The 24,239-nt window shown below is 36.5% G+C and carries 20 protein-coding genes, 1 tRNA gene and 1 pseudogene; 6 read left to right on the forward strand and 16 right to left on the reverse strand.

Annotated elements, in window-relative coordinates; all coding sequences use genetic code 11:
• The first annotated feature begins 80 nt into the window (after positions 1–80).
• A pseudogene (locus tag ACFINI_RS05385) lies at positions 81–448 on the forward strand (XRE family transcriptional regulator).
• Positions 449–548: 100 nt separating this feature from the next.
• Here the strand turns inward: ACFINI_RS05385 and ACFINI_RS05390 are convergent.
• The 4 genes from ACFINI_RS05390 to ACFINI_RS05405 all read right to left on the reverse strand — a co-directional run bounded on the left by ACFINI_RS05390 (position 549) and on the right by ACFINI_RS05405 (position 3,805).
• Positions 549–624, reverse strand: a tRNA-Thr gene (locus tag ACFINI_RS05390).
• Positions 625–819: 195 nt separating this feature from the next.
• A complete protein-coding gene (gene accC / locus ACFINI_RS05395) occupies positions 820–2,178 on the reverse strand; it encodes an acetyl-CoA carboxylase biotin carboxylase subunit (protein WP_375646590.1) in 1,359 nt (452 codons plus the stop codon).
• Between the two features lie 14 nt (positions 2,179–2,192).
• A complete protein-coding gene (gene accB, locus ACFINI_RS05400; RefSeq protein ID WP_375646594.1) occupies positions 2,193–2,690 on the reverse strand; it encodes an acetyl-CoA carboxylase biotin carboxyl carrier protein in 498 nt (165 codons plus the stop codon).
• A gap of 242 nt (positions 2,691–2,932) precedes the next feature.
• Entirely contained in the window at positions 2,933–3,805 is an 873-nt protein-coding gene (locus ACFINI_RS05405; RefSeq protein WP_375646598.1) for a DsbA family protein, read from the reverse strand.
• 345 nt (positions 3,806–4,150) lie between these two features.
• Here ACFINI_RS05405 and glpD point away from each other — a divergent pair, with 345 nt between their 5' ends.
• The 3 genes from glpD to cobT all read left to right on the forward strand — a co-directional run bounded on the left by glpD (position 4,151) and on the right by cobT (position 8,764).
• On the forward strand, positions 4,151–5,680 hold the full coding sequence (gene glpD, locus ACFINI_RS05410; RefSeq protein ID WP_375646603.1) for a glycerol-3-phosphate dehydrogenase: 1,530 nt from the start codon (positions 4,151–4,153) through the stop codon (positions 5,678–5,680).
• 703 nt (positions 5,681–6,383) lie between these two features.
• A complete protein-coding gene (gene dusA, locus ACFINI_RS05415; protein WP_375629884.1) occupies positions 6,384–7,364 on the forward strand; it encodes a tRNA dihydrouridine(20/20a) synthase DusA in 981 nt (326 codons plus the stop codon).
• Between the two features lie 392 nt (positions 7,365–7,756).
• On the forward strand, positions 7,757–8,764 hold the full coding sequence (cobT, locus tag ACFINI_RS05420) for a nicotinate-nucleotide--dimethylbenzimidazole phosphoribosyltransferase (RefSeq protein ID WP_375621284.1): 1,008 nt from the start codon (positions 7,757–7,759) through the stop codon (positions 8,762–8,764).
• Positions 8,765–8,791: 27 nt separating this feature from the next.
• Here cobT and ACFINI_RS05425 read toward each other — a convergent pair whose 3' ends face one another.
• The 7 genes from ACFINI_RS05425 to topA form a co-directional block, all read right to left on the reverse strand.
• Positions 8,792–9,283: an Lrp/AsnC family transcriptional regulator gene (locus tag ACFINI_RS05425; protein WP_375608344.1), complete on the reverse strand. Its 492-nt coding sequence runs from the start codon at positions 9,281–9,283 to the stop codon at positions 8,792–8,794.
• Positions 9,284–9,304: 21 nt separating this feature from the next.
• Positions 9,305–9,934: a uracil-DNA glycosylase family protein gene (locus ACFINI_RS05430; protein WP_375640809.1), complete on the reverse strand. Its 630-nt coding sequence runs from the start codon at positions 9,932–9,934 to the stop codon at positions 9,305–9,307.
• Between the two features lie 28 nt (positions 9,935–9,962).
• Entirely contained in the window at positions 9,963–10,526 is a 564-nt protein-coding gene (locus tag ACFINI_RS05435; protein WP_375646609.1) for a thermonuclease family protein, read from the reverse strand.
• A gap of 327 nt (positions 10,527–10,853) precedes the next feature.
• On the reverse strand, positions 10,854–11,021 hold the full coding sequence (gene rpmG / locus ACFINI_RS05440; RefSeq protein ID WP_004864083.1) for a 50S ribosomal protein L33: 168 nt from the start codon (positions 11,019–11,021) through the stop codon (positions 10,854–10,856).
• A gap of 102 nt (positions 11,022–11,123) precedes the next feature.
• Positions 11,124–12,296, reverse strand: coding sequence for an MFS transporter (locus ACFINI_RS05445; RefSeq protein ID WP_375646612.1), 1,173 nt, complete (start codon positions 12,294–12,296; stop codon positions 11,124–11,126).
• Positions 12,297–12,561: 265 nt separating this feature from the next.
• Positions 12,562–14,838: a ribonuclease R gene (gene rnr, locus ACFINI_RS05450; RefSeq protein ID WP_375646616.1), complete on the reverse strand. Its 2,277-nt coding sequence runs from the start codon at positions 14,836–14,838 to the stop codon at positions 12,562–12,564.
• 3 nt (positions 14,839–14,841) lie between these two features.
• On the reverse strand, positions 14,842–17,415 hold the full coding sequence (gene topA, locus ACFINI_RS05455) for a type I DNA topoisomerase (RefSeq protein WP_375646619.1): 2,574 nt from the start codon (positions 17,413–17,415) through the stop codon (positions 14,842–14,844).
• A 264-nt stretch (positions 17,416–17,679) separates the two neighbouring features.
• Here topA and ACFINI_RS05460 point away from each other — a divergent pair, with 264 nt between their 5' ends.
• Positions 17,680–17,886: a hypothetical protein gene (locus tag ACFINI_RS05460; protein ID WP_005773510.1), complete on the forward strand. Its 207-nt coding sequence runs from the start codon at positions 17,680–17,682 to the stop codon at positions 17,884–17,886.
• Here ACFINI_RS05460 and dprA read toward each other — a convergent pair.
• The 4 genes from dprA to ACFINI_RS05480 are packed head-to-tail and all read right to left on the reverse strand — an operon-like array spanning position 17,816 to position 21,912.
• Complete coding sequence (gene dprA / locus ACFINI_RS05465; RefSeq protein ID WP_375646623.1) at positions 17,816–19,048, reverse strand: DNA-processing protein DprA; 1,233 nt, start codon at positions 19,046–19,048, stop codon at positions 17,816–17,818. The genes ACFINI_RS05460 and dprA overlap by 71 nt on opposite strands.
• Complete coding sequence (plsY, locus tag ACFINI_RS05470; protein WP_375646627.1) at positions 19,005–19,637, reverse strand: glycerol-3-phosphate 1-O-acyltransferase PlsY; 633 nt, start codon at positions 19,635–19,637, stop codon at positions 19,005–19,007. Before plsY ends, dprA begins: the two co-directional genes overlap by 44 nt.
• 11 nt (positions 19,638–19,648) lie before the next feature.
• Complete coding sequence (locus ACFINI_RS05475; RefSeq protein ID WP_375646632.1) at positions 19,649–20,950, reverse strand: dihydroorotase; 1,302 nt, start codon at positions 20,948–20,950, stop codon at positions 19,649–19,651.
• Positions 20,947–21,912 (reverse strand): aspartate carbamoyltransferase catalytic subunit, encoded by a 966-nt coding sequence (locus ACFINI_RS05480; RefSeq protein WP_375623149.1) that lies wholly within the window; start codon positions 21,910–21,912, stop codon positions 20,947–20,949. Before ACFINI_RS05480 ends, ACFINI_RS05475 begins: the two co-directional genes overlap by 4 nt.
• A 125-nt stretch (positions 21,913–22,037) precedes the next feature.
• On the opposite strand from ACFINI_RS05480, the gene ACFINI_RS05485 reads away from it, so the two are divergent.
• Entirely contained in the window at positions 22,038–23,657 is a 1,620-nt protein-coding gene (locus ACFINI_RS05485) for an acyl-CoA dehydrogenase family protein (RefSeq protein WP_375646639.1), read from the forward strand.
• Here ACFINI_RS05485 and ruvX read toward each other — a convergent pair.
• Positions 23,642–24,121 (reverse strand): Holliday junction resolvase RuvX, encoded by a 480-nt coding sequence (gene ruvX / locus ACFINI_RS05490; protein WP_375646643.1) that lies wholly within the window; start codon positions 24,119–24,121, stop codon positions 23,642–23,644. The two genes, ACFINI_RS05485 and ruvX, sit on opposite strands and share 16 nt — an antisense overlap.
• Positions 24,122–24,239: the final 118 nt, after the last annotated feature.

Below are 24,239 nucleotides of genomic sequence, written 5' to 3' on the forward strand. Positions count from 1 at the left end.
TTCGCAATAATTGAAGAAAATCATAAAAAGATTTGTTAGAATCAGAAGAAAATATTTCTTCTCTAATAGGACTTTTTTTGATGCTTACACCATTTGGTAAAACCTTACGCAAACTTCGCATTGATCATTCAGAACGCCTTTAGATATGGCTAAAAAATTAGACATATCTGTAGCATTTTTATCTTCTGTCGAGATTGGCAAAAAATCTGTTCCTGTAGGACTGGAGAAAAGGATCATAGAGCTTTATGGTTTAGATAAAGAGAAGGCTTCTCTCTTAAGGAAAGCAGCTTATGCTTGTCGCAAAAGTTTTACAATCAAGACTTCTGATCCGTTGAGGCGTGAAGCTGTTGGTGAGTTTGTTAGAAATTTAGAGAATTTTTCACAACAAACCTTAGCAGAATTAAAAGGCCTTCTTGAGAAAGTTTGCAAAAAAAGAGGCGTCCTATAGAGATAGGTTAAAAAATCCTATTCCCTAACTTTTATTTACGCGTCCCTCACTGTAAAAAATATATGGAAAATCAATAAATCATTTTGGATAAAAAAGAGCATGGTGCCCCCAGAGAGACTCGAACTCCCGACCCCCTGATTACAAATCAGGTGCTCTACCAACTGAGCTATAAGGGCGTAACCATGTAGGAGTTAGCACAAACTAACAAAAAGGAAAACAGAAAATTATTAAATTTTATGTATATTAAAAGAAAACTATATAAAAAATAACCAATTTATTTCCTTTTTCCACTTTTTACAGCAAGGTTGGAACTATCCTTATGTTGATATCTTATAGAATCTTTTATAAGAATGCACCGTTTTGCTATCGAATTACGAATCTGAAGACTTTGATTGATTAGCAAGGTAATTTTCTAGCCAGTGAATATTATAATTACCATCAGCAACATCTTGATTATTAATAAGATCGCGAAAAAGAGGTAGTGTAGTTTTTATCCCATCGACGACAAATTCATCTAAAGCACGCCGTAAACGCATCATACATTCTAAACGGGTACGTCCATGAACAATCAGCTTTCCAATCATGCTATCATAGTAAGGAGGAATACGATAACCTGAATAAGCGCCTGAATCAACACGAATCCCTAAACCTCCAGGTGTATGAAAATGTGTAATGGTTCCAGGTGATGGCGTAAAGTTAATGGGATCTTCTGCATTAATACGGCATTCAATGGCATGACCAGAAAAACAGACTTCATCTTGTGTTACTGAAAGTTTACAGCCTGATGCAATATGGATTTGTTCGTGGACTAAATCTATACCTGTAATTGCTTCAGTTACAGGATGCTCGACTTGTAAACGTGTATTCATTTCAATAAAATAAAATTCGCCATTTTCATAAAGAAATTCAATAGTACCAGCTCCACGATATCCAAGTTGGGCACAGGCATTTGCAACAATATTTCCAATTTTTTTCCGTTCAGTTTCATTAAGTGCAGGTGACGTAGCTTCTTCCCATACTTTTTGATGCCGTCGTTGAAGAGAACAATCGCGTTCTCCTAAATGAATAGCATTTCCCGCACCATCACCTATGACTTGAATTTCAATATGACGGGGTTTTTCTAAATATTTTTCTATGTAAACAGCGTCATCACCAAAAGCAGCTTTCGCTTCTGAACGCGTTGTTTTGAGAGCTATAGAAAATTCTTGTTCAGAATGAACGACTTTCATACCACGTCCGCCACCACCAGCAGAAGCTTTTATAATAACCGGATAACCAATTTCACGAGCAGTGCGTAAAGCATCTGATTCTTCAGTGACTGCTCCATCTGAACCTGGAACTACAGGAATACCAAGTTTTTTGGCGGTTTTCTTTGCTTCGATTTTATCGCCCATGATGCGGATATGAGTAGCTGTTGGACCGATGAATGTAATATCATGGGCTTCTAGAACATCTGCAAATTTTGCATTTTCAGAAAGAAAGCCATAACCTGGATGAACAGCATCCGCTCCTGTAATTTCACAAGCAGCAATAATTTGCTGAATACTCAAATAAGAATCACGAGCGGGAGGAGGGCCAATACAAACACTTTCGTCAGCAAGACGAACATGCATTGCATCTGCATCAGCGGTAGAGTGAACAGCCACGGTTTTTATGCCAAGTTCTTTACATGCACGTAAAACGCGAAGAGCAATTTCTCCTCGATTAGCAATGAGGATTTTTCGAATCATGGTTGCCCCTCGCTTTATTCAACAATAATAAGTGGTTCACCAAATTCAACAGGTTGACCATCTTTGACAAGAACAGTGGTTACCGTACCGGAGCGCGGTGATGAAATTTGATTCATTGTTTTCATGGCTTCAATAATAAGTAATGTTTCCCCTTCAGAAACATTTTGTCCTACTTCTACAAAAGGTTGTGCGCCTGGTGAGGGTGCAAGATAAGCTGTTCCAACCATTGGAGAGGTTATTGTGTTTTTTGATTTATCTTCTTGGATAGATTGTATAGGAGATTCAGCTGTTGGAACTGGAGAAGATGTTACAGAAAAAGTAGGAGTAGAAACAGGGGCATAGATTACTTGCTCAGAAGAAGTTAAGGTATTTTGGCGTGAGACACAAATACGAAGCTCCCCTTGTTCAACTTCAATGTTCGTTAAATTTGTATCATTCAAAATTTCAGCAAGATCACGAATAATTTTCGTATCAATTGCGGTTTTTGCCGAATCCATTTTTTTTGTTGCCATTTTATTTCTAACTCCTTGATCAATGAAGATCGTCATTATCTCATTTTATGACCGAATATCTCTAGATTAGGGATGACATCTTTTGAGGCTTTAAAGATTTTTATTTCCTTTAAATCATTATACTTTGCAATTTAAAACTTGTATCTGCTTTACGTAAAATTGCACTTATAAGCCTGTTATCAAAAAAGAGAAAGCATAAAATTACCTCATTTACAGTATTCTTCCTAAAACGGATCAGGTATTCACTGTGTATTATCTATCGCTTGTTTTAGAATATCTTGTCTGGCTGCGCCGATGAATATTTTATCACCAATGATGTAAGAAGGTGTTCCCGTAATATGAAGTGCAGAGGCAATTTGAATGTTTTCTTTAAAAGCGTTTTGCAGAGTGGGATCTTTTATTGCATTATGTAGTTTTTTTTCATCTGCTCCTAATGAAACAGCTATTTTTATAGCTTTAGCTTCATTTGCACGCCCTTGATGCATTAAAAGCTTTTTATGAAACTGAGGATATTTTTCTGGAAATTGTTTTCGAAATGCATAGGCAACGGTATGAGCCGCCATAGAATCAGATCCCAAAATCGGTAAATCCTTGATAATAACCCGTAGATCTGGATATTCTTTTATCAAGCTTTCTATATCTGAATAGGCACTTTTACAAAATCTGCAATTGTAATCAAAAAAATCAACAAGTATTTTTTTACCATTTGGATTCCCCAAAACAGCGTCATGAGGAGAGTGAAAAATTTCCTTTTCTAATGAATGAATGACAGAAGTTTGTTTTTGGTTTTCGTATTCATTCTGTTTTTCCAGCTTATCTTGAAGAATAAGCTGCATTTCAATCATAATTTCTGGATGAGTAAGAAGATACTCTCTGACGATTTGTTGAATATGATGAGAATCAGTATGTGGTATCATTTTTTCTTTAAGCTTAGATAAAAAGCTAGAATCTTCCAAAAGTTGTGATTTAAGCTTTTCTAAGCTTAAATCATTTGCTGTTTTTGAGTGTGATGTTGCGTTTGATAAAGAAGGTAAAAAGATTAAAATACTCGACATAACTATGACTAAAATTTTTGAAAAAAGTATTATTTTCGAGTTTTGAGAGTGATAATTCATTTGTATACCTTCACATTTTTTAGGGTGTCATTGAGTGAACTATATGAAAAGCGCTATCTATGTGCAATGAAGCATTTAGTTATAGTGTATCTTTAAGAATGAGAAAAAACATCAATTTTTCTCTAAAAAGATTTCATATGATAAACCTTGGCTTGGTAAGGATTATGTTTTGTAAAAGATAAAAAAATTCTCTTTAATTTGTCAAATGTTGTTTTGATGTATAAGGGTATCAAAAGCTTTTTGTGCGTGTTTATTTTAGGAAAAAGTACGTTGATAATACAATGAAGAACATTTGTATTATTTTTTCCTGTTGCTTTATTGAGTACTGAGAAACAAAATTAAATAATGAAAAGTGAAATTATGAAAACCACAACACATTATGATCTGTTTATCATTGGAGGAGGGATAAACGGCTGTGGATTGGCAAGAGATGCAGCAGGACGCGGATTTAAAGTGGGATTGGCTGAAATGAACGATCTTGCATCTGGGACCTCAAGTGCGTCAACAAAGCTTATTCATGGTGGGCTTCGTTATCTTGAACACTATGAGTTCAAACTTGTTCGTGAAGCATTGAAAGAACGCGAGATTATTTTACGTATGGCTCCACATATTGTGCGTCCTTTGCGTTTTCTCCTTCCTTATCATAAAGAATTGCGCCCTGCTTGGATGTTGCGTTTTGGACTTTTTATTTATGATTATTTAGGGAATTGGAATCAGAAATTGTGGCGCAGTAAAACGATTAATTTTTCACAAAAATTTTGCTCTACACTGAAGAAAGAATATCAGAGAGGTTTTGAATATTCTGATGCAAGAGTAGATGATGCGCGTTTAGTTATTGGCAATGCTCGTGATGCAGAAAAGTGGGGAGCTGATATAAAAGTACGAACAGAAGTTCTCTCTTTAAAAAAAGAAGACAATAAATGGCGTATCTTTCTTCAAGACAAGTTAAGTAGCAAAGAATATAGTGTCACTGCTTCTTATGTTGCGAATATGACAGGACCTTGGATTGATCATGTTTTGGCAAGCGTATTAGACTGTAAAGAACATACACCAATACGGCTTGTTAGAGGTTCTCATATTTTGGTTCCCAAACTTTATACTCATGATCGTGCTTATATTTTTCAAAATGGTGATGAGCGTATTATATTTGCTATTCCATATCAAGAAGAGTTTACCTTGCTTGGAACAACAGATTGTAATTATCAAGGAGATCCGGCTGACGTTCATATTACTGATACAGAAATTGATTATATTTGTGCAGCAGCCAGTGAATATTTCATACAACCAGTGTTGCCTGAAACGATTGTCTGGTCTTACTCTGGAGTTCGTCCACTCTATGATGATGGAGCTTCAAAAGCACAAGAAATTACGCGCGATTATGTTTTAAAAGAAATGGGAACAGGAACAACACCAAAGATTCTTAATCTTTATGGTGGAAAGATTACAACTTATCGTAAGTTGGCTGAAGATGCGATGAAATTTGTTGAAAAAGAGCTTGGTAAAAAGGGAGCATCATGGACGGCTAAGGCAGTACTTCCAGGGGGTGATTTTCCCTATAACAAATTAGATACAATCGAAAATAGGATTGCTCTTTTAATGCCAGATTTAGATGCTTTTACACATCGCAGGCTTGCACGCTCCTACGGTACGGAAGCATTGGTGATCTTTGCACATGGTAAGGCAAATAAAGGAAAAAATTTTGGACATGGGCTTTATGAAGTAGAAGTAAAATGGTTGATGGAAAAAGAATGGGCTAAAGTATGTGAAGATGTGTTATGGCGTCGTTCAAAACTGGGGCTCCTATTTAATGAACAAGAGGTTGATACTCTTTCTTCCTATATGCAAAGCCAACAAGAGATTGAACAACGTTTATGATCATTTCATTTTACAGATTGTATCTGCAATATTGTAAAATATTTTCCTTCGAGAGATACTGATATTAGTTATAGATATTAAAAAGGCAATGGTTGTCTATACCCTGATTTTAGTTTTTTTTTGCAAGAATCACAAAATGGCAAAATTAGATAGAATATTTAAGATGAAATTTGTCTATCTTATAAAGTGAAATCTAAGAATATTACCAAAAAGAACTCATTGATAAAAAATAATTTATAATTAGATTCGTGTGAAATAAGGTTTTTTTCTTCTTTAAGAGAAGATAAAAGCTACTTTCTGTATCGTTTATTTGCACAATGAGTTAAAAAAATCTAAAGAAAATTAAATCGATCATGAAAAATTCTATAATGTGTTAGTTTAGCATTTATTATCTTAAACGCTGTACTAAATCATGTAAGGGAAGAGGCTTGAAGAGCGTAATAAGAAGAACTTATAAATGAGTTTTTTATATTATAGTAAAAATCTTCTTTTTTCATGTTTATATACCTGAACACTAATCTATGAGAAATGCGATATTGTGTTGTGGCATGATTGATTGTAGTAAACCTTGATATCAATTGAAAATAATGAGCTGTTATTATACTCATGATAGTATAAGAGAATAAAATTTTCCGTAAACTAAAAGTAAGTATTTTTTTTATGTATAAAGAGAGAGCTATAGGGACATGAGAGTAATACCCTCATGATATTTTACAACCTTCCATCGCCTATAAAATTTGCAGTAGCACCAATGTTGGACTGGACAGACCGACATTGCAGATTTTTTTATCGTCTTTTAACGAAAAAAGCTCTCCTTTATACGGAAATGATGGTAGCAGATGCTGTCATTCATGGTGTTCGCGAACAATTGTTGGCTTTTAGCGACAAAGAATGTCCAGTTGCATTACAATTAGGGGGCGCAGATCCGAAAAAGTTAGCAGAAGCTGCACGAATTGCTGAGGATTTTGGCTACAACGAAATAAATCTCAATGTTGGTTGCCCATCAAATCGTGTTCAAGCAGGTGTCTTTGGAGCTTGTTTGATGCTACATCCAGACATTGTGGCAAATGCCGTAGAAGCAATGAAACGAGAGGTTACTATACCTGTAACTGTCAAATGTCGGATTGGAGTGGACGAACAAGATGAAGAGTTAGCGTTAGATCTTTTGGCTAATCAGGTTTGGAATGCTGGATGTGATGCGCTTTGGATACATGCACGCAAGGCATGGCTACAAGGATTGAGTCCGAAAGAAAATCGCAATATTCCGCCCCTTAATTATGAAAGGGTTTACAAATTAAAACGTCAATATCCTCATAAATTCATTGGGATAAATGGTGGAATTAAATCGATTGATGAGATCAAAGAACACTTAACTTTCTGTGATGCTGTCATGGTTGGTCGCCAAGTTTATCATGATCCAACTTTGTTAAAACATATTGATTTTGAACTCTATGGTGAGTCGCAGAATAGTCTAAGTGAGAGTGATCTTATTGAGGTTATGTGTGATTATGCGGCTCGACATATTGCATCGGGGGGGCGGCTTTCTCATGTGACGCGTCACATGATTGGTTTATTTCATGGGCGGGGTGGGGCACGTCGATGGCGGCAAATACTATCAAATGATGCGACAAAACCAAACGCAGATATATGTACTTTAAAAGAAGCTTTTTATGCTCTCATTTAATAACAGTCAGACAATTAACATATATTAAAGTTGAGATCCTTTGCGTTTGGATGTCTTTGCGATAATTTTGATCCTTTTAATTTTATAAGTTTTTGAAAGTTTATAACTTTTATTATGAATAAGAATGTTAGAATTTATATATTAAACGGCATGCTGATTATACCTATTAAATAAAAAATAACTTAAGGGTATCACTGTAAAGGTAGTCATAAGATATTAATAACATTTTGAATCTTGCACATTTGTTATTGGGGTAGAAAATAGAATATAGAAATTATTGCCTTCATAGTATTTAACTTTTTTAAAGCACTGTTAAAAAAACAATAAATTATTTATATCCTGTATATATGACGTGATTTTCATAAACATTGTAGATTTTAAAAGGTATCCTTATGATCGCTAGTCCATTTGATGATTTTCGTGCTTTGCTTACAAATTTACCTGTTGCTGATGAGTTTTCTATAATTTTGGCAAAAAAACGGCAAAAAAACTTAACAAAAGAGCAAGGAACATTGGGAAAACTAGGAGATATTGCTGTTTGGTATGCGGGGTGGAGGGGTACAGAAAAACCTATCGTAACGCGACCTTTGGTTGCTATTTTTTCTGGAAACCATGGTATTGTAGAGGAGAATATTACACCATTTCCACAATCTATGACACAAAAAATGGTAGAAAATTTTGCATCTGGTGGAGCTGCTATCAATCAAATTTGTATTGCTTATGATCTTGGATTAAAAATTTTTGATTTAGCATTGGAATATCCAACAATGAATATTACGAAGGATGCCGCAATGGATGAGCGGAGTGCGGCTGCTACAATGGCATTTGGAATGGAATCCATTGCGGGTGGAACAGATCTTTTATGTATTGGAGAAATGGGAATTGGAAACACAACAATAGCTTCAGCTTTATGCTTAGCATTGTTTGGAGGGGAAGTGGAAGAATGGACAGGAAATGGTATGGAATCAGAAGGTGATTTTTATCAGCGTAAAATTGCAGCGGTTAAGACAGCCATTTCTTTGCATAAGGATTATTTTAATGATCCTTTTGAGATAATGCGTCGCTTAGGAGGACGTGAGATTGCTGCTATGGTTGGTGCTATTTTAGCAGCAAGAATAGAAAAAATACCCGTTATTTTAGATGGTTTTGTGGCAACAGTAGCTGCAGCGGTTCTTTATAAAATGCATCCAAAAGCTCTTGATCATACCCTTGTTGGACATGTTTCTTCTGAGACAGCTCATCGTAAACTTTTAAAAAAAATTGGCAAAGAACCACTTCTAGATTTGGGGATGCGTCTTGGTGAAGGGACAGGAGCAGCTATGGCAGCTGGTATCGTCAAAGCCGCTGTTTTAACACATGCACAAATGGCAGTTTTGGAACAAGAAAGTTTGAATGCCTAAAAGATCATAAGACGGATATAAAAAATCTTAAGAGCTTTGTTCATGCGTCTTGTCGTGTAATTTAATATAATTCAGCGGAAGTTCCGTTGTATATTTAATCTGTTCCATTGCGAAAGAAGATGAGACATCACGGATATCAATTTTAGAAATTAATTTTTTATAAAAAAGATCATAAGCTTCAATGTTGGGCACAACAACACGCAATAAATAGTCAATATCTCCACTCATTCGATAAAATTCAATGACTTCACGGAATTCTTGCACAATTTTTGAAAAACGCTTAAACCATTCATGACTATGTGTATTTGTGCGAATAGACACAAAAACAGTGACGTGTGCGTTTACTTTTTCTGGAGAAAGAACAGCAACACGACGCTGAATGACGCCATCTTCTTCAAGTTTTTGAATTCTACGCCAGCAAGGAGTGGTCGAAAGTCCCACTTTTTTAGCAATATCAGCAACAGAAAGTGTCGCATTTTCTTGCAAAAGATGTAAAATTTTTCGGTCAAGACGATCCATATTTTTTCTCAATATTTTAATTTATAAAAATTTACGCACTAAACGACGCAGATATACAATAAGCTCATCGTTAAACCATGGGTTTTTCTGTAACCAAAAAGTATTTCGCCATGACGGATGAGGCAAAGGCATAACATTATAGCCTCGAGGTTGAGGAATGGAAAGAATATTTCTCCAATCACCAACAGTTGCAGAAACGGTTTTATGTTTTAATTCTGTAATGTGCCACTTTTGCGCATAACTGCCAATAGCAAGAACAAGCTTTATTTGAGGCATTGCCTGAAATATCTTTTCATGCCATATTTCTCGACATTCACGTCTTGGTGGTAAATCAGCTTTATTTTTGTCATAACCTGGAAAACAAAATCCCATAGGAACAATAGCAAAGAGAGATTTATTATAAAATTCTTCTTTCGTGACACCCAGCCAATTACGCAATTTTTCACCAGAGCGATCATTAAAAGGGATAGACGTTTCATGGACACGCAACCCTGGTGCTTGGCCTGCAATTGCAATCGAAGCAGTATCGGATAAATAAACGACAGGGTTTGGTTCATGAGGAAGAGGAGGAAAATAATGGGGTTGTTGGACGCAAACACGACAGGAATAGATCTCTTTTTCAAGTTTGATAATTGGGCTACATTGTTTCATTAGTAAATAAAATTAAAAAATATTTTTTTTATTCTGTGCGAGGATTTGCTTTGCGCCATTCTTTTGGTCGTTGAAAACTTGATGCCCATATTCCTTTCTTTTTCTTTCTAGCTTCTTGCTCTTCTTTGGGGTATTCATAATAATTTACAGCCCAACCATTATGTACAAGTGTTGCGTTGATATTGCTAACTTGTTTTGTTTTACATGTTGCAAGAATACGGCGATATTTATCTGTTTTTTGCCAGTGACATGTAACAGTTTGATTTTTTAATAATTGTTCTAAATATTTCTTTGCCTCAAGCCCACAAGGGTAGCGAGCTTCTTTTTTTCCACAAAATTGGTGGAGTTCAGGAGCATCAATTCCAGCTAGTCGAATCTTAATTGAAGAAATCATAATGGTATCGCCATCAATGATTAATGCATTTCCTTCAACAGAGTTTTGAGAAGAAAATTTTTCTTTTTGAGGCAACCGCTGAGTTTTCTTAAAATAAGTTGACATAATGATAAGAATGCTAGCAGCGACAAAAATACTGAAACCGATTACTTTTAGATTAAAGCTCCTTAGATTAAAATGAGAAAAAGATTTTTTCATGAAATAAAGAAACTGCTAACATTATTATAACTCTATTTTAGTATTGTTTATAATTCACCCGAGAAACTTTATTCATATGACGAAACAATGTCTCGTTTTAATGACAAAATTTTCGTTAGATATCACAATAATCAAATACTCATGCAGAATATATGTAAGCAACTTAAATAATAATTCAACTTATCCAAATCCGTACAAAAACAAATTTTAAAGTAAACTTTTTAAACTTAAGGAAATAAAAAACAGCCCTCAAAAAATAACTTTGAAGAGCAATACTCCCACATTTCTTTTGGAGTATAAAATCTATCAATTCAATGATAATTTTATTTATTTAATTTTTGTTTCTTTAAATTCAACGTGCTTTTTTACAACTGGATCATATTTACGCTTGCTCATTTTATCTGTCATTGTACGGCTGTTTTTCTTTGTTACATAGAAAAAACCAGTATCTGCAGTTGATAAAAGCTTGATCTTAATGGTTGCTGCTTTAGCCATAATGTAAATACCCTATTTATACTGAAAAAATATTATTTCTGTCAAAATTTATTTCCGACATCATCAGATTTTCCGGCAACACTACGGATGTTCTCAAAAAAGTCAAGAGCTGATTAATTTTCTCATAAGTTGGACAAACACCAAAATGACATATAAACCGAAAAAAACAGCCATAGCTATTGAAAAACCAAAAGGATTAAAAATATCCATGGATTTTCCAATAAAGGTTGGCCCGATGAGCATACCAATTCCATAGCAAAAAATAAAGGCAGAATTAGCAGCAGCAAGTTCTTGGCCCTTAAGACGTGCTCCTAGATGTGCCAGAGCAATTGTATAAAGGCTAGCTGATACACCACCAAGAAGGAACAGATCAAGCATTAGAACCCATGGATATTGAGTGATCCATGGTACCATAAAAGTTCCCACAAGACCTAGGATAGCACAACTTATTAGTGGATAACGTCGATCTTTGGCATAGTCGCTTATAATGCTGATAGGAATTAAGAGCAAAACATTCCCAAGTGCAAGCGTTGCCATAAAGTGTGCTGCTTCATGCTCATTATAGCCAATGGATAAACTAAAGGGTATTATAAGAGTTAATACGCCCATTTGAATGGCTCCGTAAACAAGGACCGCCATCATTGCACTTGGAACGTGAAAAAGATAACGAAAAAATGGCATATATTGATTTTTTTGAAATTCTGGACTTAATTTCCAAGCGGTAAGAATTGGTATAGTAGCAAGTATAATAAGGCTATATCCAACAGCAAAAGGAATAAATCCTTGTGTTCCCACTTTTGCTAGCAGCGTTAGACCTATTATAAACCCTAATCCTAAGACAATAGCATAAATAGAAAGGATCAAACCGCGTTTTTTTGGGGGAGCATAACTGTTGATCCAAAACTCTGACAGGATAAACATAACTGTCATGCTGAAATGTAATATAAACTTTAAAATAAACCAAACCCATATGGGATCAAAAAAATAGAATCCTAAAAAACTTAAAGATCCTATCGCCATCATAAGCAATATTGTTTGAGCGATTCCTAAGTATAAGGCAATTCGAGACGTAAAAATAGCTGCAATAATTGTGGCGATTCCACCAACTGTTCCACTATAGCCGATTGTACTGTTGGAAAGTCCTTTCTCTGCCATAAGAAGAGAGACAAGTTGTGTTCCCATTGCCAATGCTGTTCCAACAGTGCCAATGGTTGCAATAGCGGCAATAATTGCACGCAAAGAATTATTTTGAGAGTCAAAAGGTTTTTTTTTCATGAGAATGGCTTAAGGTACTCTTGTTTATTTAAACAATGAAAAGATGAGCTGAAATGAAAGGGAGTCAAAACTATCCTTTGCAGTTTCTCTCATTTTCTAAGTATAAAAAACTGCAAGATTTTTATATGGTTATTATAGACTTAACAATAAAATTTATCCTCTTGTATACTAAAGAAATAAGATTGTATATATAAATATTATATAATATAAGTCATTTCTTAAATTGAATTTATTATTCATATATATTCAATGGAGGGCAAGAAGATTAATTTTTTCTTTTCCCATAAAAAGTATACTTTTGTTTTTTTAATTTGTTTTTATGGTAGGATGTCGGTGAAAATTTTATTGGACGAGGTTTTGTTAACAGTTCAAAGCATAAAGCGCCAGCAAAAGGTTGTACCGTTATAAGTTTTACTTCTACAACATCACTGAGCTGATAGCCTTTATGGCTACGCTGTCCTACAAGAACATGTTGTGCTTCATCAAAATGATAATAATCATTTTTAAGTGTAGAAATATGGATAAAACCATCTGTATTGAGTTTATCAAGTGAGATAAAAAGACCTGCTTTTGTAACTCCGGAAATGCGGCCTGTAAAAATACGACCGATTTTATTCGTTAAATAGTGAGCAACAAGCCGATCAATCGTTTCTCTTTCAGCCATCATTGCACGGCGTTCGTATAAAGAAACTTGCGTAGCAATTTCTGCAAGATTTTGTTCTTGTGTATCTGTTAATTGATCATTTCCTAATTTGAGAGCTTTAATGAGTGCTCGATGAATAATGAGATCAGCATAACGACGGATTGGTGATGTAAAATGTGTATAGTTCTGCAAATTTAAACCAAAATGGCCACTATTTTTAGGGTTGTACTCTGCTTGTGATTGTGAACGCAAAATAACTTGATTGACTAGTTCTTGTTGTTGAGTATGAGCGACCTTTTCTAAAATTCTATTAAGGCGCGCTGAGGTAAGTTCGCTTCCGCGGGAGAGTGGTATCCCCAAACTTTGAAGAAAGCTCCGAAGTATTTCTTGCTTAGCAAGAGAAGGTTTTTCATGAATACGATAAATGAGCGGCTGGTGATGTTGTTTTAATGTTTCAGAAGCTGCAATATTAGCTTGTATCATAAACTCTTCAATTAAACGATGCGCTTCTAGTTGTGGTTCACTCACAACATCTTTTATGCATCCATTTTGATCAAGAATAATCTTTTTTTCTGCAATTTCTAATTCTAGTGGTTGGCGACGATTTCGCGCAGCTTTAAGGCATGCATAGGCTTCCCATAAGGGGTGCAAAATGCTCTCAAAAAGAGGGGTTATTTTTTCATTTATATTACCTTCAATTGCCAATTGTACTTCTTGATAAGAAAGTTTGGCTCTTACACGAATCATAGTACGATGAAAACTATGTTTTCGTTTATTACCGTTTGCATCAAAAATCATACGAACGGCTAAAGCTGGTCTTTCTTTTCCTTCACGCAGAGAACATAAATCATGAGAAAGGCGTTCAGGTAACATTGGCACAACGGTATCGGGAAAATAAACAGAATTTCCACGTTTCAATGCTTCTTTATCTAAAGCACTTCCTGTTTTGATATAATAAGAAACATCTGCAATGGCTACAATAATAATCCAACCATCATTATTTGCTGGATCCTTATCCTTGGTTGCATAAACTGCATCATCATGGTCTTTTGCATCTGGTGGATCAATTGTAATAAAGGGTAATTGTCGCCAATCTTCACGATTATCCATATTGGCAGCTTTGATATGTTTGGCTTGCTCAAGAACACTTTCAGGAAAAATATAAGGAATTCCTTTCGAAAGAAGCGCTATCCTTGAGAGTGTTTTCTCACTCTTAATGTGCCCTAAAACATTCTTTATTTTTGCGCTCTTTAATCCGTAACCAGTATTTTTTTTTATTTCGACTTCAACGAGATCACCAATTTGCATCTTCATTTCTGGAGACATTTCAACAATGAGTTCATTGGTTTTGCGGTCTATAGGATCAAGGCGCCATTGATTATTTTCCAATTTTCGTACAATAGCAAATGCGCTTTTGGGAGATACATCAATTTTACGAATAATTCGTCCCGTATAAGGATGGCTTGAGCTTTCAGAATTTTTATTTCGAAAAACTTTTACAAGAATATGATCTCCAACACCAATATTACTTCCTGTTATGTGATGAAAAGAGTGTATTTCAATATTGGGCTTTGGAGAATCTCCCCATTCAAGAGGTTGTGCAATAAAACTTCCATCTTTATCACGTCCGCTAATTTTTACTAAAGAAACAGGGGGTAATTTTCCTTTGTTTATTGCTCTTTTGTGGTGTTTAGATATAAGATTTTGATCCTTTAACGCACGTAATATATCTTTAAGCCAGATACGAGAATTACCTTTTAAGTTAAAAGCTTTGGCTATTTCTCGTTTATTTGATCGATCAGGATTCTCATTAATAAAGGAAATAATTTCTTCCTTATTGGGCAATTTTTCTCCCTTGAATGAGGAGAGATATTTGATGTTTTTTTCATCTTTAGCCAAAATTTATGTCTCTTTTGTCTTTGCTTTTGTCTTGGAAGAAGCTCTTTTTGAAGTTGTCTTTTTGCTCGATTCTTTGGCCAATATAAGTTCTAATGCCTCTGGAAGTGTTACACTAATGGGATCTTTCTCTTTTGGCAATGTTGCATTAATTTTACCCCAATTGACATAAGGACCGTAACGTCCATTGCGTACGGTGACTGTTCCGCCTTCTGGATGCTCTCCTAATGTTGCCAATGCTGCAGATGTTGCTCTGCTTTGCTTGGTTTTATTTTCTTGTTGTTCTGCCAATACTGTAACAGCGCGATTAATACCAATATCAAAAACTTCATCTGCATGAAGAAGGCGCGCAGATTTTCCGTTATGGCTAAGATAGGGACCATATCGTCCAATTGTCGCGGTAATCATTTTGCCAGTTTCAGGATGAAGGCCAATTTCACGGGGAAGGGATAGTAAAGCCAAGGCTTTTTCGAGGGTTATGTTTTCTGCCTGCCATTCCTTTGGTAGTCCTGCGCGCTTAACTTCTTTGCTTTCACCTCGTTGAATATAGGGACCAAAACGGCCATTGCGAAGAGAGATATCTTTTCCTGTTTCAGGATCAATCCCAAGTATAACAGGTTCGTCATTGTGCGCAACTTCATTATCTTCTTTTGTATCTGTACCAAGTTGGCGTGTGTATTTGCATTCAGGATAATTGGAACAGCCAACAAAAGCGCCATAACGGCCGAGTTTTAATGATAATTGACCATTTTTACAAAGAGGGCAGGAACGCACATCACTTCCATCTTCGCGTTCAGGAAAAGCAAGAGGCGCTAATGTTACATTTAAAACATCAAGGACATTGGTGATACGGAGTTCTTGGATATTGCTAATAGAGGCATTAAATCCATCCCAAAAATCGCGTAATACATCTTTCCAAGAAAGTTTGCCATCAGAGATAAGATCCAGTTTTTCTTCAAGATCTGCTGTAAAACTATATTCTACATAGCGATTAAAGAAATTTTCAAGAAAGGCTGTAACAATACGCCCCTTAGCATCAGGAATAAGTTTTCGCTTATCAATGATAATATATCCACGATCACACAATGTCGCCAATGTGGAGGCATAAGTTGAAGGACGACCAATTCCTAATTCTTCAAGCTTTTTAATTAATGAGGCTTCAGAATAACGGGGAGGGGGCTCTGTGGTATGTTGTACAGATTCAACTTTTTCTTTTGTAAGTGCTTCACCAGTGTTTATTTGTGGTAAACGTGTTGTTTCATTTTCTTCATTATTTTCTTCGTCTCGTTGATCCGTGTAGACGGAAATAAAGCCATCAAAGCGAATAACAGATCCTGTTGCCCGTAGATTTGCACAGTTTTCTCCTTGCTGTGCTTCAATTTCAACGGTTGTACGTTCAATGTCAGCAGAGCGCATTTGGCTGGCAATGGCACGCTTCCATATCAGATCATAGAGCTTTGCTTGATCGCTATCGAGAAAATTACGGACTTGACTAGGATTGCGTTGAAAATCTGTTGGGCGGATCGCTTCATGTGCTTCCTGTGCATTTTTTGCCTTTGTTGAATAAAAACGTGGCTTTTCAGGAATATAGTCTTTTCCGAAAGTTTCATGAATAACTTTTCTTGCTGAATCAATAGCCTCAGGTGCTATCTGCACACCATCGGTACGCATATAAGTAATAAGCCCTGCCGTTTCACCATTAATTTCAATGCCTTCATAAAGCTTTTGGGCAATTTGCATAGTGCGAGAAGCTGAAAATCCTAATTTTGAAGAAGCTGCTTGTTGTAGTGTAGAGGTTGTAAATGGAGGAAAAGGATTTCTCTTTGTAGGTTTTGCTTCAACACTGAGTGTATGATATTGAGCTTTCTCCAGCATAAAGCGAATTTGGTCTGCTTGTTCTTGAGATTGAATATCAAGCTTGCCTATTTTTCTTTGATTAAACATTGTCAATCTTGCTTGGAAACTATCATTTTGGATGGTTTTTAACTGTGTTGTAATGGACCAATAATCTTCTTTGATAAAATGTTCTATTTCTGATTCACGATCACAAATAATACGCAAAGCAACCGATTGAACGCGTCCTGCTGAACGCGCACCAGGGAGTTTACGCCATAAAACAGGTGAAAGTGTAAAACCAACGAGATAATCGAGAGCACGACGTGCAAGATAAGCATCGACAAGGGATGTATCAATATCACGTGGATTATTCATAGCATCAAGCACAGACTTTTTGGTGATGGCATTGAAGACAACTCTTTTAATAGGTTTATCTTTTAAAACTTTTTTTTGACGAAGAACATCCAGAATATGCCATGAAATAGCTTCCCCTTCACGATCAGGGTCTGTTGCTAATATAAGGCTATCAGCTTCTTTAACGGCTTTTGCTATTTCATTTAAACGTTTAGCGGCAGCAGAATCTATATCCCATTTCATAGAAAAATCTTGATCCGGTAAAACAGAACCATCTTTTGCAGGCAAATCACGAACATGTCCAAATGATGCGACAACTTTGTATTGAGACCCAAGATATTTATTAATTGTTTTTGCTTTTGCTGGAGATTCAACGATAACGATATTCATAATTTTACCCAAATATTGAAATAAAAATTTTTTTATAAACGCCTTTTACGCGAATAGCTAATGCCAATTGCTTAAGAGCACATAAAAAAATATTAGCCATATAAAAAACATGAATATTGTACAACTTATGATTGTCATTATTAGAGTACACCCTATATAGAATTACACGATTTATTTTCCACTGTTATTACAAAAACATACGGCGAAATACTAAGATAACGTCTATTGAGAGGTAGGAGGGGAAATGCTCAAGGATAGAGGATTATGTTTATAAATCATTTAAAAGTTATCCAATATATTACAGACATGTCAAAGCAAATGAATCAGATGGCGCGTCAGGCGCACAGTCCGCTTTTAGCATTGCTTTTGGATATGGTTGCCAAAGAAGGGCAAAGCATTATTAATAGTGCTGAGGCTCTTGGGGAAGATCAAGATTCGACAATGACACACAACCACCAGAGTGTCGAATAAGCTTTCCAGCAAGCTCGAGTTCTACCAACAAGAGGTAGAGAGTTGGGAGTGAAATACCTGAGTGGATACTGAGTGTGTCTAAGTCGATTGGCGTTGTTGAAAGAGCGGAGAGAACTGCTGCACGTGCTGCATCATCATCTGCTAAAGAGAGATCGCTGTTTTTTTCATCTGCTAAATTAAAATTCTCCTTTTCAAGTTGTAAGGAGGATGGTTCCTCAAAAAAATTGAGTTGCGAATTTGGAAGCGGTGAAATTAATGGCGTAAGTGTTTCTATAATGTCAGAAGGATGTGTGGTGAGTAGAGCACCGTCTTTGATAAGATTGTTTGTACCAACAGATCTTGGATCAAGTGGAGAACCGGGAATGGCAAAAATTAGCCGTCCCATTTCAGCTGCTTGACGTGCGGTAATTAAGGACCCTGAGCGCAGGGCTGCCTCTACAACCAAGAGACCAAGTGATAGAGCTGCAATAATACGGTTTCTTCTTGGAAAATCGATAGCACGCGGCTTCCAAGAAATGGGCATTTCGCTGATGATGGCTCCACCGTTAGCAATAATATCTTCATGCAACTTTTTATTTTCAGGAGGATAGATATGATCAATTCCTCCCGCCATGACTGCAACAGTTCCTGTTTTTAAACTTGCTTGATGCGCAACGCTATCAATTCCACGAGCGAGTCCAGAAATTGTTACAAAGTCTGCTTCTCCGAGAAAACGCGCAAATTGAGCCGTAAGCTTTTTTCCCGCAGCTGAAGCATTTCGAGAACCTATAATTCCAATAGAAGTTTTTTGAAAAATTGAAACATTACCTTTGATAGCAATAAGCGGCGGAGGGGCTTCTGTAACCTTAAGAAAAGCTGGATAATCTGGTTCTCCCATACCGATAAACCGAACACCTAATCTTTCAGCTTCTTGCATTTCTTTTTCTGCATCTTCTAAGCTTGCTATTTTAATAGATACAGAACCACCATCTTTTCTACTAAGCTCTGGCAGTGCTGCCAGAGCATTTTCTGCTGTTTTATAATGATCAATGAGATTGCGAAAACTAACAGCTCCAATATTTTCACTGCGCAATAACCGTAACCAGCTTAGACGTTGATGATCAGTAAGTAGGATTCCTTTATTTATCTCCGCTTTGCGTACCAATCTTATTTTCTTCCCCAATTAATAATCTACCGATATTTGTATAATGTTTTATGAACACAAATATGCTCATCGCAATCAGCATACAACAGAAATAAGAATCGGAAAAATAAAAAACAAATATCGGCGTGATCGTAACAGCAACGAGTGCGGATAATGAAGAATAGCGTGTGAGGAGAAAAATCGCACTCCATACAATAATAAAAATAATTGCTGCGGGCCAGTAGGTCCCTAAGCAGACCCCTAGATAGGTAGCAACACCTTTGCCACCTTTAAATTTAAGCCATACGGGGAAAAGATGTCCTAAGAAAACAAAAAAGCCTGCTAGAGAAACAAGGATACTATTGTCTAGCGGATCACTAAAAAACTTTATAACGAAAACAACGATAGTTCCTTTCAACATATCACAAAGAAGTGTTAGAGCAGCAAGCTTTTTATTTCCTGTTCGTAAAACATTTGTTGCTCCAATATTGCCGGAACCGATTGTTCTTATATCACCAATTTTGAACAATTTCGTAAAAAGAAGCCCAAATGGAATCGAGCCAATGAGATAAGATACGAGGAAAATAAACCATGGAGTGGATTGAAAAAATATTTCTGCTTCATTCATTAAGAATCTCATTAAGTTTGTTGATCAAGTTTAAAAACGTTTTTCCCTTTCACAAAAGTCTGGATCACGCGTCCTTGAAAACGTGCATTCTCAAAAGGGGTATTTTTTGAACGTGAATAGAGCTTCTCTTTCGAAACAATCCATGGTTCTTCAAGATCAACCACAATAAGGTCTGCATGAGCCCCTTTTTTGAGTGTTCCTGCATTGAGTCCAAAGAGCTTTGCAGGCGCCGTTGACAAAAGTTCCGTTATCCGTAGAAGAGATAGGCTCTCATCATGATAAAGGCGTAAAGCTGCGCTCAATAAGGTCTCCATACCAATAGCGCCAACTGCCGCGTCATTAAATGGTAAATGTTTTTTGTCGATACTCTGAGGATCATGAGAAGAGACAATAACATCTATAGTCCCATCCTTTATTGCTTCAATCATTGCTATACGGTCTTCTTCTGTACGCAATGGGGGCATTAAGCGAAAAGAGGTGCGATATTGTCCAATGTCATTTTCATTGAAAGATAAATGATTAATAGATACACCCGCTGAAATCTTCTCACTGCGTTTTTTACCTAAACGGAGTGCATCAACAGAGAGTGCTGTTGATATTTGAGCGGCGTGATAACGTGTTTGCGTTAATACTGCTAATCGCAGATCTTTTTCAAGTGGGATAACTTCTGCTTCGCGAGGGATGCCAGAAAGACCAAGCCAACTGGCAAGCAGTCCTTCATTCATCACACCTTGCCCTGTAAGATCTTTATCTTGCGTTTCATGTATCAATGGAACATCAAAATCACGTGCATAAGTCATTGCACGCCGTATAACAGATGAATTTTGAAGTGTTTTTTTTCCTTCACTAAAAGCAACGGCTCCTGCATCTTTGAGCAAACCAAATTCGGTTATTTCTTGTCCGTTGAAACCTTGTGTGATTGAAGCAACGGGATAAATATTAACCGATGATATTTCCTGTGCTGTATGCGTAATAAATTTAACGAGTGCTACATTATCAATAACTGGATGCGTGTTTGGCATCATAAGAAAAGAAGTAATACCACCTGCTGCGGCCGCGTAACTTTCTGATGCAATTGTTTCACAATGTTCATTCCCTAATTCTCCAACAAAAACGCGTGCATCAACAAGACCAGGGAGAATTGCTTTGTTTTGTGCGTTAATAATTTCTGCTTCTTCAGGAGCTCCCTGATTCAGAGCTTCTTTTCCAGCGGCTATAATTCGTCCATTTTTAACAATAACTGTACCAATTTCATCGATTGCGCGCGAAGGATCAATAATACGAGCATTCTGAAAAACAATTGGTTTTATCATTTTTTTTCTCCACTGATCTTTGCGCGTGAATCTAATAAAGCCTCCATGACAGCCATACGCACTGCAATTCCCATTTCTACTTGTGTCTGAATCATACTTTGTGGTCCATCTGCTATATCGGATGCAATCTCTACGCCACGGTTTATTGGTCCAGGGTGCAGAATAATAGAATCATTTTTGGCATAGGCTAAATTTTCTTTATGTAAGCCAAAATAATGGAAATATTCACGCGTAGAAGGAATAAAAGAGCCTGTCATCCGTTCATGCTGTAAGCGCAACATCATGATAACGTCAGCATTTTTAAGACCCTCTTTCATCGTGTTAAAAACCTCAACACTCATATGAGCGATTTCTGCGGGTAAGAGTGTTGAGGGAGCAACAGCACGAACACGAGCACCCAAAGCATTGAGACACAGGATATTGGAACGGGCAACACGTGAGTGTAAGATATCTCCGCAAATCGCAACAGTTAATCCTTCAATACGACCTTTTGCCCTTTTAATGGTTAGAGCATCTAATAAAGCTTGGGTTGGATGTTCATGAGCACCATCACCTGCATTAATAACACAACAATCAACTTTTTGTGCTAATAAAGCCGCTGCTCCCGCACTGTTATGGCGAAAAACCAGTATATCTGGCTTCATCGCATTGAGAGTTATAGCTGTATCAAGTAATGTTTCTCCTTTTTTTACAGATGAGTTGCCGATCGCAAGACTCATCACGTGTGCACCTAGCCTTTTACCCGCTAATTCAAAAGAAGATTGTGTTCGCGTAGAGGCTTCAAAAAAGAGATTAATTTGAGTCCGTCCATGCAAAGTAGATTTTATTTTATCAATTTTGTTAGAAAGGATAACATTTGCTTCTGCACGATCAAGCAATGTATTAAGATCTTGTACACTTAGATCTTTAATAGCTAAAAGATGTTGATGAGGGAAAAGTGGAAAAAAATTATCTTGCATCATAGCATTCTTCTTTATCTCTCTCTAAACAGGTTAAACAAGCATTTGTTTGAATATGATAAATGTTTCTTAACTCTAAAAAGACAAATAGTCTATGATATGAATGATTTGAATGTAGGAATATACCTATGAGTGCTGTATCTGCGCAAAATACTCGTCGAAAAAATACTTTTCTTAGCGATACGCTTATGTTTCGTATTGCTTCTACTTTGCCTAAGTTTTTGTTAGCAAGTTTTGAAGAAATAGGGGATTTTGCCGCGAGTCGAGAAGCATGGAAACTTTCTTGCTTAGCGAATCATTATAAGCCTTTACTATGCTATAATGATGAATGGGGGCAACCAACAGAAAGATTAGAGATCCATTCTTCCTATCAAGCTCTTCAACAATATTCTAGACAAGCAGGTTTGGTTACCTCGCTTTGGGAAAATACGAGCTCAGAAAATGGAGTACGCTATCAAGCGCGTGCGATTCGTTTAGCTTTATCTGCTGGTTTAGAAACAGGACATTTGAATGAAGTTATCATAACGAGTGCAGCTATTGCTGTTTTAATTAGTGATATTGAGCTCTTCAAAAAATGGCAAAATGTACTTTTATCACGCCAATATGATTCCTCATCACAGCCTATTCATCATAAAAAGGCTGCTTCTCTAACTTGTGCATTTGACGATATTGAAAAATACGCTTTCAATTTTCCAAGTGTTAAGAAAATTTCTTTCGATGAAAGTATGGAACGTGATCTATATCGTTTAAATGTTGTAAAAACCAACGTTATTAATCCTACCGCTGACGGATATCTTGTTAGTGCAGATTTAGATGGTCATTTAAGTTGTTTTTTTATTCCACGCATACAAGAAAATGGCGCATTAAATGGATCTATATCGATTCGTCATTTAATTCAGCGTTCTGGAGAACTGTTAACGCCAGAAGGGGTTGTTGATTTTCAAGGCAGTTATGGCTGGCTTTTGGGAAATGCTGGAGAAGGGCTTAAAGTTATTAAAGATATCGAGACAATGATGCGTTTTGATCAATCTGTCATATCGGCAGGTGTTTTGCGAGCGGCTCTTCAATTTGGTATGGATTTTTTCCGGAAAAAAATGCCCAATCAGCCTTTACCACCACTGACAGAACGTATTTTTGCAGATATTGCATTAGATATAGCTGCCTCACAAGCATTGGTTTTGCGTTTAGCAAGAGCATTTGACAATGCAGCAAATGACCGTTCTGAAGCAGCTTTTGCCCGCATTATGACACCTATTATTGCTTATCATGTAAGTCAATTGGTTGTGCCTATTATTGGTGAAATTATTGCACAACTTGGTATTGAAAGTTTTATAGAGAATAATCCATTATCACAAATGTTGCATAATGGGCCTGCGCGGATTGTGAGAAATAGTTTTGCTAATCAGTTGGTAAAGGATGCCATTCTTATTGCTGAAAAAGCTCCGGGATTGTTTCAGAAATTGTTGGAAAAAATTGCTCTTGATATTGGACCAGCAGGACCCCGAGCAATTGAAATTATTAAGTCAGCAGGTGATATGGCATCAGCAAATGAGGGAGCAGGAAGGTTTTTTGTTGAACAGGTAGCCTATGCAGCAGCTGCAGCAGCATTACGTTCTACAGACATAGAACATGTTGCAAATGCCTATATGGAAAGCCGCCTTGGAGGGCAATGGAGATCTTCCTACGGGATGCTTATTGCACGATATAATGCAGGGCATTTGCTCAATGTCCTCTATCCTTCCATGTGATTAAAGTTTTGAATTCTATTGAGAGCACCTTGCAATATAAAAGCGGCGGCTGCCGAATCAATACGGCTTGCTCTTTTAGCACGCGATACATTCATTTCTAAAAGAGACCGTTCTGCCGCAATTGTTGATAAACGTTCGTCCCAAAAAACAAATGGAATTTTTGTATAAGCTTTCATATTGCTCACAAAAGCTCTGGTTGCTTGAACACGAGAGCCACTGCTTCCATTCATGTTAAGAGGTAAGCCAATGATAATAACGCCTACATTTTCACGGTCAAAAATTTTAATAAGTCTGTAAGCATCTTCTGTAAATTTTTTTCGCTGTAGTACAGGACGCGGATTTGAGACAGTCAGCCCCCTATCAGAAATCGCAATTCCGATAGTTTTTGTCCCTAAATCTAAGCCTGCTATTGTTTGTCTAGGCAAAAGATGTTTTATAACTTCATCTATATTAATAACAGTCATAAAGGTATAATACGTTTTTTAATGTTTCAGATCTATAGTTATATTCTTTATTCATGTTATCTAATATTCTTGCACTTACAAGTGCAGCCTTGTATAGCCAGAATAAAGATCAAATAAA

The sequence above is a fragment of the Bartonella sp. AA56HLJMS genome (assembly GCF_042197145.1).
Lineage (GTDB): Bacteria > Pseudomonadota > Alphaproteobacteria > Rhizobiales > Rhizobiaceae > Bartonella.